The organism is Staphylococcus sp. EG-SA-2 (assembly GCF_017152085.1).
This window is the reverse complement of record NZ_JACYHC010000549.1, coordinates 1-3,303: the sequence shown is the minus strand read 5'-3', so window position 1 is coordinate 3,303 and position 3,303 is coordinate 1. Positions and strand designations below refer to the sequence as shown.

General features: G+C 32.9%; 4 protein-coding genes. All 4 read left to right on the top strand.

Annotation, left to right across the window (positions count from 1 at the left end; genetic code table 11):
• Positions 1–1,518, top strand: a 1,518-nt coding sequence (locus IDG60_RS09280) for a molybdopterin oxidoreductase family protein (protein WP_206160641.1), incomplete at its 5' end; no start/stop codon positions are given.
• Positions 1,518–1,991: a helical membrane plugin domain-containing protein gene (locus tag IDG60_RS09275; RefSeq protein WP_000840811.1), complete on the top strand. Its 474-nt coding sequence runs from the start codon at positions 1,518–1,520 to the stop codon at positions 1,989–1,991. The genes IDG60_RS09280 and IDG60_RS09275, both read left to right, overlap by 1 nt.
• A gap of 227 nt (positions 1,992–2,218) precedes the next feature.
• Positions 2,219–2,452 carry a hypothetical protein gene (locus IDG60_RS09270; protein WP_000921246.1) on the top strand — a complete coding sequence of 78 codons (234 nt, stop codon included), beginning with the start codon at positions 2,219–2,221 and terminating at the stop codon, positions 2,450–2,452.
• Between the two features lie 21 nt (positions 2,453–2,473).
• Complete coding sequence (locus tag IDG60_RS09265) at positions 2,474–3,250, top strand: N-acetylglucosaminidase (protein ID WP_000739224.1); 777 nt, start codon at positions 2,474–2,476, stop codon at positions 3,248–3,250.
• Positions 3,251–3,303 lie beyond the last annotated feature (53 nt).

Below are 3,303 nucleotides of genomic sequence, written 5' to 3'. Positions count from 1 at the left end.
GCAGTGACTAAGTATATTATTGATCATGATTTACACGATAAAGCATTTATTGATGAGTGGGTAGATGATTTTGATGAATATTACAAATCATTAGAAACATTTACAATGGCTTTTGCTGAAGAAGCAACAGGTATTCCTGAATCAGAATTGATTAAATTTGCTGAAGAATGTGCTAAAGCTGAATCTGTTGTAATTTGTTGGGCAATGGGTATTACACAACAAGACATTGGTAGTGACTCAAGTACAGCGATTTCAAACTTATTATTAGTAACAGGTAATTATCGTCGTCCTGGTACTGGTGCGTATCCATTACGTGGACATAATAATGTTCAAGGATGTAGTGATATGGGAAGTATGCCTGATAAGATTACTGGTTATCAAAGTATTGAAGCGGATGATATTCGCGCTAAATTTGAAAAAGAATATGGCGTTAAATTGAATCCAAAAGCTGGTAAAGATAATCATGAAATGGTAGAAGGTATACATGACGGAGAAGTACACTCATTGTACTTATATGGTGAAGATACGGGTATTGTGGATTCAAATATTAATTTTGTACAAGCTGCGTTTGAAAAATTAGATTTCATGGTAGTCCAAGATGAATTTTTAACATTCACAGCAACATACGCAGATGTTGTATTGCCAGCAAGTCCTTCACTTGAAAAAGACGGTACTTTTACAAATACCGAACGTCGTATTCAACGTTTATACCAAGCATTAGAACCTCTTGGTGATTCAAAACCTGACTGGAAAATTTTCCAAGCAATTGCTAATAGATTAGGATTTGATTGGAATTACAAGCATCCTAGTGAAATTATGGATGAAGTAGCACGCTTAACACCTCTATATGCTGGGGTAAGTTATGATCGTTTAGAAGGATTCAATAGTTTACAATGGCCAGTACAACCTGATGGTACTGATGAGCCTATTCTATACTTAGAAGGATTCAATTTTGATAATGGTAAAGCAAAATTATTCCCATTATCATTTGATAATTACTTTAAGCAAGATGAAATTTATGATATTCATGTAAACAATGGTCGATTGTTAGAGCACTTCCATGAAGGTAATATGACTTATCAAACACCAATGATTAAATACAAAGTGCCACGTGCATTTGTTGAAATTTCTCCAGAGCTTGCTGAAGATAGAGGCATTCATGAAGGTGCAGAAGTTAAGCTGATTTCTGAAACAGGAGAAGCGGTATTACAAGTTCACGTGACAGATCGTGTTAAAGGTAAAGAAATCTATATTCCATTAAATAATGATGCGATGGAAAATGGAGATCTAGGTGCAATTAACTTATTAACTAATAGTGATGTTGATCAATACACGGATACACCATCTTATAAACGTACTAGCTGTCGTTTGGAGGTAATTACGAAACGTGGTAAGTCACCGTTGAACCCTAATAATTTCCGTGTCAATAAAAAACGTCATCCGCAGTACAGTGTTCAAGTACAGAAAAAATGGGAACGTTCAGATTATGTTTTCCCGGGAAATCAGGTGGATAAATAATGGCTGAGAGAATATCTTCTAAAATTAGACGCTTAGAAAAATCAGAAGAACAAATTAAGTTAGAAAGTTTAAATGAAGTTACAGAGGCAATTGCAGCGAATAAAGATAGTATATTAAAAGCAATCAAGCTTATTAAAACATTAGATGATGCAAAACTATTAGATGCTTTAAATGGTGCAATTCGAGGACGTCAAGTCATCATAAATAAATTTGCAGTTGAACTTAATAAAGATATTTATACAGGGCTATTATCTAATATGGCTTCAATGGTATTTTTATTAGGTGAACTCAATGTATCAGATTTAAGCGACTTCCTAAATAAAGTTAATAAAGGATTACACGTTGCCAATCAAGCGAGTCCAAATGCTAAGACAACTATAAGAAGTCTATTGGGCGTATTGAAAGATGACGACATGAACCGTAGTTTAACATACATGCTTAATATGCTAAAAGGTATGTCTCGAGAAGAATAACATTACAATGAAAAAGTGTTTCTACATGCAAGCAGTGTAGGAGCACTTTTTTTAATTTTTGTAAAAATTAAAAAGGGTGTTTTTGATGGAATAAATGAATAATATTGAAAAACAAAAAAATCACGTGCTATTGTGAATCAATCATCGACAGGCCTATGAAACATCATGTATTATTATGATTATGTAAGTTATTTAAATAAAAAGGGTGAGTGCATATTAATTCGAGAATGTTAAAAACGTCAGCTGTAATTTCTAATACATTATTAGTCATAGGTTTAGTCTGTCTATTTATGATGAAATTAGTGTTAGCTATTACTTTTTTTGCTGTTTCATTATCAATTAGTCTAGTTGTCTTTAATATGATGTTCAGAGATAGAACAACGATGAAAGTAATCGTTAACGCTTCTTTTTTAATCGTAATATTAGCGATTGTAGTGGCATATTTTTTATTGTCTAAGTAAGAAAAATGAGGTTTTGTCTATATGAAGAAGAATTTCAAGTTACGCATTTCAACGCTACTATTGATAGTTATTTTAGTTGTTTTTGCTGTATTACTCATCGTGAATGAAACTAAATTGTTTAAAAATGATGTGAATTACTCTTTTGATGAGGCTGTTTCAATGCAACAAGGGAAAGGTATTGTACAGACAAAAGAAGAGGATGGTAAATTTGTTGAAGCAAATAATAATGAAATTGCTAAAGCAATGACTATTTCACATAAAGACAATGATATGAAGTATATGGATATCACAGAAAAAGTGCCAATGTCGGAATCTGAAGTTAACCAATTGCTAAAAGGTAAGGGGATTTTAGAAAATCGAGGGAAAGTTTTTCTAGAAGCTCAAGAAAAATATGAGGTTAATGTCATTTATCTTGTTAGCCATGCATTAGTAGAAACAGGTAACGGCAAATCAGAATTAGCAAAAGGCATTAAAGATGGGAAAAAACGCTATTACAACTTTTTTGGTATAGGAGCATTCGATAGTAGTGCTGTTCGTAGTGGGAAAAGTTATGCTGAAAAGGAACAATGGACATCACCAGATAAGGCGATTATTGGTGGTGCAAAGTTCATTCGTAATGAATATTTTGAAAACAATCAACTGAATTTATATCAAATGCGATGGAATCCAGAAAATCCTGCGCAACATCAATATGCGAGTGACATTCGATGGGCAGATAAAATTGCCAAATTAATGGATAAATCCTATAAGCAGTTTGGTATAAAGAAAGATGATATTAGACAAACATATTATAAATAAGACATCGGTGCTTAAAGGAGCTGGAACAATTTATTGTTTCGAGCTCCTTTAGC

What these genes read in the sequence shown, in the direction of transcription:
- IDG60_RS09275 (WP_000840811.1), top strand. Translation starts at nt 1,518, where the DNA reads ATGGCTGAGAGAATATCTTCTAAAATTAGACGCTTAGAAAAATCAGAA.
- IDG60_RS09270 (WP_000921246.1), top strand. Translation starts at nt 2,219, where the DNA reads ATGTTAAAAACGTCAGCTGTAATTTCTAATACATTATTAGTCATAGGT.
- IDG60_RS09265 (WP_000739224.1), top strand. Translation starts at nt 2,474, where the DNA reads ATGAAGAAGAATTTCAAGTTACGCATTTCAACGCTACTATTGATAGTT.